Here is a 7,627-nt window from a genome sequence, read left to right on the forward strand (position 1 = left end):
GGTAACGTTGGGCCCGGGTCAGCTGCCGGTAATGCGTAGTCATCTGCGCTTGAATCCTTTGGTGTGAGAGCCTGGATTCTACCGGTGGCTGGCCCTCTGCCTATCGTTTCAAGCGTTGCACTTATTCTATGAATTCAGGCACGCATTGTTCAAAACGTATACAGAGTCGTCTCTGATACTCCGCATCACCATTGCATTGATACTGGGTATCGTCGTAGGGCTATTTGCCGGGCAATCGGTCGTTGACTGGCTTGCTCCCTTTGGTGAGCTTCTACTGAGGCTGCTGAAATTCCTGATCGTACCCATTGTGCTGTTTACCTTGATTGTGGGTATCAACCAGGGGAATGCCGGTGGGGTGGGACGCCTGGGCAGGAAAACCATTGCCTGGTATTTGCTGACGACTGCCATTGCCATGATTGTGGGCATTGCCGTAGCGTCGGTGCTGTCTCCGGGCACCGGTATGCAGATTGCTAGCGGCGCCATGGTCGATGTCAAGAATCAGGCAAGTATCGTTCAGGTAGCTCTCAGTATCGTTCCGGACAATCTGTTTACAGCCTTTATCCAGATGAACATGCTTGGCATCATATTTACGGCCATGACCTTTGGCCTTGCACTACTAAAGCTGCGCGAATCCCCGGTTTATGGAGATGCCGCCAGACAGGTGCTCACGGTTGTCGAGGGGCTCAACGAAGCTACCATGATGATCATGCGCGGCGTGCTGCACTACTTGCCTATCGGTATATTTGCCATCGTGGCAGGTACTGTTTCAGAGCAGGGAACCGCGACCATTACATCGTTGGCAGGCATGATACTGGTGCTGTATGTCGCCTTGTTCGTGCACGCGGGGCTCTATTGCCTGGCCATGCTTTTATACGGTGTCAAAGTCGGCAATTTCATTCGGTACGCGAGGACACCCGTCGTTACAGCCTTCGCCACTCAGAGTAGTTCCGGTACATTGCCGATTACCATGAATGCTGCCAGCAACATGGGACTCTCCCACCGGGCGTATAGCTTCATTCTGCCTCTGGGGGCTACGATCAACATGGACGGGGCGGCAATCAGGATAGCGATATCGGCTGTCTTTGCAGCCAACGTGATCGGTGTACCGCTGGATCTGATGCAGATGCTACAAATCGTAATCGTTGGAACTCTGGCAACTATAGGTACGGCAGGTGTGCCAGGGGCCGGGATCATCATGATTGCCACCGTATTCGCGCAAGTGGGTTTGCCGATCGAAACGGTTGCCCTGCTTGCAGCGATTGACTCACTGGTTGGTATGGGGGCGACTGCCTTGAATGTAACCGGTGACTTGGTGGGAGCCGCGATCATCAGTCGCAGTGAAAGAGACGAAGCCATTGAATAAGTAGTTGGCGTGATAGTAGAGACCTTACTGCCAGGGCTTCAGGCTACTGGACAACCCGGATGCAATCCGTGGTCAGCACAAATACAACTGACGGATCAGATGGTTGCAACCGTGCAGCTCGACTTTTTGCCAAACTGTCCCCGCGTCCGGCCAGGTAAGGAGCGTCGCTGATCTCGTCGCCGAGGTGGATGATGGTGCTCTCGAAGCACACAATTCGAGGCCGACTCATGAGTGTGCAGGACTAACTTCATAATAAGACGCCGGCGGGCATTGTGCCCACCGGCGTGAAGATATCTAAAAAAACCCCACGTTCAATAAAACCGTGGGGTTTTTTAGTTAGAACGGAGCGTCGATATCCACAATATTGATCAGCTTGTGGTTTACGAACTCTTTGATGCCAAGGCCAATCAACTCCCGGCCATACCCAGAGCGCTTGACACCACCAAACGGCAAGTCAGGCTTGCAAGACGTCGGGTGATTCACGAACACCATCCCGGCGCTGATGCGCTTAGCAACTTCAGCTCCATGCTGGGCGTCTGCGGTAAACACTGAGCCGCCCAGGCCGAATGGCGAGTCGTTCGCGATGCGTACAGCATCGTCCTCATCCTTGGCACAAAAAATCATCGAAACCGGCCCGAAAAACTCCCCGTAGTACGCAGGGTTGTCCGGTGTGACATTGGTGAGGATGGTGGGTTGCACGAATGCACCTTGGACAGGGACTTTCGGACCCACTTCAGTGGCCTTGGCACCATGCTTGACTGCTTCCTGGATCTTTTCCAGGAGTTCATCTGCAGCCGCTTGCGAAGATAAAGGTGCAAGATTTGTCTGAGGATCCATTGGATCACCCGCTTTGAGCTGGGCAACGCCTGCCGCATAAAGGGCCAGGAAGTCGTTATAGACCTCCTCCACAACGATCATGCGCTTGGAAGAAATGCACACCTGCCCGGCATTCCAGTGACGGCCAATCACAGCCCATTTGACGGTTTTCTCCAGCTCGGCATCTTTCAGCACGACGAGCGCGTCAGCCCCGCCCAACTCCAGCGTGGACTTCTTCAAAGCCTTACCCGCTTGTGCGGCGACGGCTGCCCCCGCCCCTTCGGAACCGGTCAGTGCTACTCCTTGCACGCGCGGGTCATTGAGAATGGTCTCAACCTGCTGGTGTGTCGCATTAAGGTTCTGGAAGGCACCTGATGGGAGGCCCGCATCAAGCATCAATTGCTCAAATGCCGCCGCGCACTGAGGCACATTGGATGCGTGTTTGAGCAACAGCGTGTTGCCTGCTGCTAATTGCGGTGCCAGGATCCGAGCTACTTGATAGAAGGGGAAGTTCCAGGGCTCGATTGCCAGAATGATCCCGAGCGGCTCATGAACCAGTGTCGCATCGCCTTCCGCCGGATCGGCCACCACCAGTTTCTCAGGCGCCAGAAGCGACTCGGCGTGCTTCACGTAGTATTCCAGAATGCCGGCCGAAAGCTCGACCTCGCCAAGTCCCTCAGACGTGATCTTGCCCATCTCGATAGTCATCAGGCGCGCATAGTCATTGGCGCGCTCCCGGAGCAGATCGGCTGCGCGCTGAAGGATCTGACCCCGGGCGGCGTGAGAGCACTCTTTCCAGCTCATGAATGCGTGGTGTGCGTCATCAAGTGCCTGAGCAACCTGCTCGTCGGTGGCGTCCGGGAAACATTTGAGTGTTTCACCGGTGTATGGGTTGATCGTTGCGTATGCCATTTAAATCTCCAGAGCTTTGATAGGTAGTTTATCGGCCGATTCGCATTCAAAGACGGAGGGAGGTCGATAACCCAGTTTTGAATGCAGCCGGGGGGCGCTGTAAAAGCCCACGATTTAGTCGGCGATATCCCGAGTCGCTTCTCCTGCGTTGGCGTAGCCGCGCAGCCAGTCTCATTCCATCTTCAAGCTCAGAAAGAAACGCCCCATCACTGCGTTGTCTCAGCAATTACCTTTCCGATAGGCTCAGGCGAAAAGAGGCAGTAGGTGGTCGCCAAGTTCCTGGATGGTGTCCTTCACATGCGCATGTTCAGCGCAACGTGCGAAACGCCTTGGCCTTACTGGCGGCGCCATGGATCAATGGGCGTATTGCGTCCTCCTCGAACGCCTCGCCCCTGTTCAGTGGGCATTTGGATTGCTGTCTAGTTCAAAAAATGTTCCATAACCGTACGGTTTTAATGTGTCTGGGCCGCATGTCGGGCACCACATTTCCATTACCTTCGGTACGTACTCGAGACTGCTTTGGTGCCAGATCTGCGCTGGAGCTCTCGTGAGTTCAGAAGACCGTCAGCGATCCTCAGTCCTTTTTCAGGTTTAATACCGACAGTCACTTTGATTTGCTCAAGCTGAGCCTCATTCTTCTTAGCGAAAGCCTTTGCACGTTTCTCTGTCGAAAATGTTTCGTTGATCGCCTTGTGGCCCTTTCAGCAAATGTGGACGCGCCAAGAACTACGAGGAAGCTCAGTAATCGAGGCCATCTGGTGCACACTCCCTGCTCGTTTTTAGATACCCAGCTGCTGCCCTTCTTGTGCCCTCGTGCACACGAAGTTAGAAAAATCGGCATTTATGTACAGTTCCACTAGAACATCAGAAAGATAAATACCCATATGAATCAAATATTTACAGATGTAATCCAGCAGAAGTTTTCCAGGAAATTCAGCGTCGCGCCGATGATGGACTGGACAGATCCTTTATCTTTTTCTTTTATTTTCAGATAGTTGAAAATTTAGCTGCCGATATTTAGCCAATTATTAGCATCAAAAGCGCCACCCCTTCTTCGGTGCCGGCGAAGGTCATCGAACTCGGCGGGTGGAGTCCGGGTGATTCACTGCGCAAGCTACAGCTTTAGCCTGCCCAGCGAGCTTTCACACAGCCTGGCCAAAGCTTTCCGTCGTTTCAGACAAGATTGCAAAGCCAATGTTTCAGCGCGAAACCTTTGGCACGATTCCGACCTGCATCCCGAATGGATTAAATACGCTGTTCAACGTCTGAACGGTGGGGTTACTTGCGTCATGCTCCAGCTGCCGTAGGGCGCGCAGCGACAGCTTACACATCTGGGCGAACCTGGCCTGCTGCAACCCAGTCACGTCCTTGCGTAATCGCCGAACTGCCGCGCCGATCGTAATTTCTCCAGAAGCCAACTGCTCCTGCAACTCGACGAGAATCCGATTGCGCTCAAGGATGTCCATTAGATGAGCCCCCATTTATTGAGCCGCTGAGGGAGATCACGCAGCACTACGCGAGGGTGGTTCATTGTCGTAGCGGGCAGTCCATCTGCACTCAGCAAATCAGGCAAGGCCAGGAAAGTTTGAGCCGCAGCCCTGAGCCGCTGGAATAACTCATCAGGGTTTACCCACTGCGCAGCCTCATCGCAGGCGGTCCTCCAGCCGACCTCCCCCGCCAGCTCAATATGCTTCGGCCACTTGGTTGTACGCGTTACGCCTTCATCATCCATTACCATGGGAGCCAGATCATAGATCGGAGCCAGCCTCACGCCCTGCTCAGTCCTTAGGATGGAGGTGTTTCGGCCATGATTATCTGAGTTGCCAAGAATCTGATTCAGCAGATCTCGCTGCATGTACTCGAACACCAGATCGCCAACCTGCTCAGCCTGCCCAACGCCTTGCCACAACGCGACCAGATTGCGTAACACCTCAGAATGCGACATATAGCTGCCAGCCTCAGTAACACCAGACAGGGAGTACATCGACTCAACGGCAACTCGGACCACGCCTGCGGCGCTGACTTCGCGATCAAAGCGATGCATCCACAGGCTGGGCTTATTACCCTCTTCCAAAGCCAATCCTTCTGCCGCAATTGTGTCGAGTCCCAACTGCCGAACCGCTCGATAGAAGCAATACTCGCTGCGGAGAATGTCCTGGTCCGTCCGGCCTGCCTTGTTACGTGCAAACTTTACAAACCAGTGCTGTGCAGCATCTGCATCCGGCAATACAGCATCAGGGTGCAGGGCACCATGACGGTCTTCCGTTAACAGCAGCTTGGGAGCCTCACCGCCCGCCCCAGTGGCACCACCAATGGCAGCCCCCTGCTCATAAGCATATTCAAGGAAGCGCGAGTCGCGGCTGACCACTTCCTCTCGCGTAAATCCCAACACAGGGCTGCCCGCAATAGCGTCTGCTGATTCCTTGATGCGCAGATTACCAATGGGTGCAGGTGTACAGCGCCCCAACAGGAACAAATCTAGACTCAGCCCCTGCGGTCGCTCCCCACTCAAGCGTTTCAGTAAAAAGCGTCTGGCCGCCCCTGCGGGCAGAATATCGTAAAGAAAAGCAGGGGCCTGCTTACTCCGCCAAGAGTCCCAGCCCAGAGGTACGGCAGCACTGACCGCGCCCTCCAGACGACTGCCTATAGCGTCGAGGGCGCTCACCAGATAGCTCTGCTCGTATCCATATGTACAAGGCCCATCCAGCCCGAGATCAGACTGCTCGAAGCCAATCCCCATGGCATCCTGCCATCTTCCACCTGCATAGATTTGTAGAGTGAGCTTGTGCATAGCGATTACCGGCAACTTAATGCCTAAAACCTTAGCCAAACTGCAATTAAAAGGCAATTAAATGCCGGTAAATGTTCTATGGCGTACATTAATAGGTATTTTAATACTCATTACGACCTATGTTGGTGGTGCCGCCAACACCTCGTTCTTCCCTTAAAGATGGCGAAAGCGTCAGCCTCGTGGGTTTGGGCACCTTAACAGTGACGGCTCGCGCTGCACCCGATGGTCGGGCGCCACGACCAAGATTGCAGCGCCCAAGCGGCCCAGATTGAAAGCGGTAAGACGCTTCCTGCTCCTTTGGTTGAGCCATCAAATTATTTGATCCACAGACACACAAGTGATATTTTTTTGTCTGTAGATTGACTTGAGGTGCATGCAATGGCAGCAGCAATCCCATCGCAAGATTTTTCGAAAAGCCAATGTGCAGCCGGCCTGCGTGCGGCGCTGAACATCCTGGATAAGTGGAAGGCTTCCTGCGAGCAGGCCTGCCAAATCTTGCGTATTTCGCGCAGCACCTATACCCGAGCCAAGCAGCGTGACTCTGAGTGGGCGGTTGGCCTGGACTTTGACCAAATGCAGCGCATCAGCCTCGTGCTGAATATCCACGCGGCACTGCGCCTGGTGTTCGATAACCCCGAAAACGTCTACGGCTTCCCCACAATGGAGAACCGCAACGAATTCTTCAACGGACGCACGCCGCTCGAGATCATGGCGCAGGGCGACATGATCTCGCTGTATGAGACATTCCGGCGGATCGACGCGCTGCGGGGGGCTCAGTGGTAATGCTAAGCAGCCTTCCTCTTTTGGAAGGCGAGAATTTGCAGGCCTACCGCCTGGTCAACTCCAAGTTCCCGCCCATTGCCTTGTTCGATGACGTCGCCGACGCAGCGGACTTCGAAGCTCTCTATGAGCTTCAAGCAATAACGAATCCAAGATTGCAGAACGAGCTTGGCCGACTAGAGCTGATCCCCCGCGACCAGATCCCATTCGGTATTCCTGGATGCTCCTACGCCACAGCGCCCTTTACCCATGTAAACCCGGCCGGCTCGCGCTTTAGCAATGGCAGCTTTGGCGTACTCTACCTGGCCGACAAAATGGACACAGCGATTGCAGAAGTGCGTCACCACCAGGGGCTCTGCTGGTCGAACGTGCCTGACCTCAATTACGAGCGTTTTGTCTTCAGAGGGCTAGCCTGTAGTTTCACTGATGCAGGTATGAGAGACGCTGCAGTAGTGCCGCTGTCCGCCCCCATATATGCACCTGACGATTACACGCATTCTCATCAATTAGGAGGCGAAGCAAAGCGTAAAGCTTGCCCAGGAATGCGTTACAACTCGGTTCGTTCTCCAGGCAGCATCTGCTGGGCGCTCATGACACCGCGGCCCGTTACCTCAATCATCCAAGCCGCTCATTTCGAAATGATCTGGTGCGGGCAAATTATCAGCGTCAACCGGATTACCACGCTGACAACTGAATAACAGTCATTGCGAGGGATGAGCGCGGCCAGCAGGAAGCGGCTATTGACTGCGGACAGCCGATCACGATCTCAACAGGCACAAACCGGCCAAAAGCGGACTCTCAGTAGAACCCCCACCAAACTAATGATATTCCTACATTATTGTTATTCTTGATCAGTTTGAACGTAGCGCGGGCCGTGTGAGCGCTCGCATGATGTTGTCATCGAGACAGGTCTTGAACGCAGCCGCCGTCTCGATTACGGAGACGGAGACGGAGACGGAGACGGA

General features: G+C 54.3%; 6 protein-coding genes and 1 pseudogene. 3 read left to right on the top strand and 4 right to left on the bottom strand.

Features of this window, described 5'->3' with window-relative positions; translation table 11 throughout:
- The first annotated feature begins 145 nt into the window (after nt 1-145).
- Nucleotides 146-1,363, top strand: a complete 1,218-nt coding sequence (locus Q8K09_RS18070; protein WP_305256375.1) for a dicarboxylate/amino acid:cation symporter — start codon at nt 146-148, stop codon at nt 1,361-1,363.
- A 336-nt stretch (nt 1,364-1,699) separates the two neighbouring features.
- On the opposite strand, the gene Q8K09_RS18075 is transcribed toward Q8K09_RS18070, so the two are convergent.
- The 4 genes and pseudogenes from Q8K09_RS18075 to Q8K09_RS18090 all read right to left on the bottom strand — a co-directional run bounded on the left by Q8K09_RS18075 (nt 1,700) and on the right by Q8K09_RS18090 (nt 5,882).
- A complete protein-coding gene (locus Q8K09_RS18075; RefSeq protein ID WP_305256376.1) occupies nt 1,700-3,091 on the bottom strand; it encodes an NAD-dependent succinate-semialdehyde dehydrogenase in 1,392 nt (463 codons plus the stop codon).
- Nucleotides 3,092-3,328, bottom strand: a pseudogene (locus Q8K09_RS18080) (hypothetical protein); the annotation flags it as partial.
- A 962-nt stretch (nt 3,329-4,290) separates the two neighbouring features.
- Nucleotides 4,291-4,557, bottom strand: a complete 267-nt coding sequence (locus Q8K09_RS18085; protein WP_305256377.1) for a transcriptional regulator — start codon at nt 4,555-4,557, stop codon at nt 4,291-4,293.
- Nucleotides 4,557-5,882, bottom strand: a complete 1,326-nt coding sequence (locus Q8K09_RS18090) for a type II toxin-antitoxin system HipA family toxin (RefSeq protein ID WP_305256378.1) — start codon at nt 5,880-5,882, stop codon at nt 4,557-4,559. Before Q8K09_RS18090 ends, Q8K09_RS18085 begins: the two co-directional genes overlap by 1 nt.
- 378 nt (nt 5,883-6,260) lie before the next feature.
- Here Q8K09_RS18090 and Q8K09_RS18095 point away from each other — a divergent pair, with 378 nt between their 5' ends.
- Complete coding sequence (locus tag Q8K09_RS18095; RefSeq protein ID WP_305256379.1) at nt 6,261-6,665, top strand: antitoxin Xre-like helix-turn-helix domain-containing protein; 405 nt, start codon at nt 6,261-6,263, stop codon at nt 6,663-6,665.
- Nucleotides 6,665-7,360 (top strand): RES family NAD+ phosphorylase, encoded by a 696-nt coding sequence (locus tag Q8K09_RS18100; protein ID WP_305256380.1) that lies wholly within the window; start codon nt 6,665-6,667, stop codon nt 7,358-7,360. Before Q8K09_RS18095 ends, Q8K09_RS18100 begins: the two co-directional genes overlap by 1 nt.
- The last annotated feature ends 267 nt before the right edge of the window (nt 7,361-7,627 follow it).

Source organism: Pseudomonas sp. (assembly GCF_030683065.1).
GTDB lineage: Bacteria > Pseudomonadota > Gammaproteobacteria > Pseudomonadales > Pseudomonadaceae > Aquipseudomonas.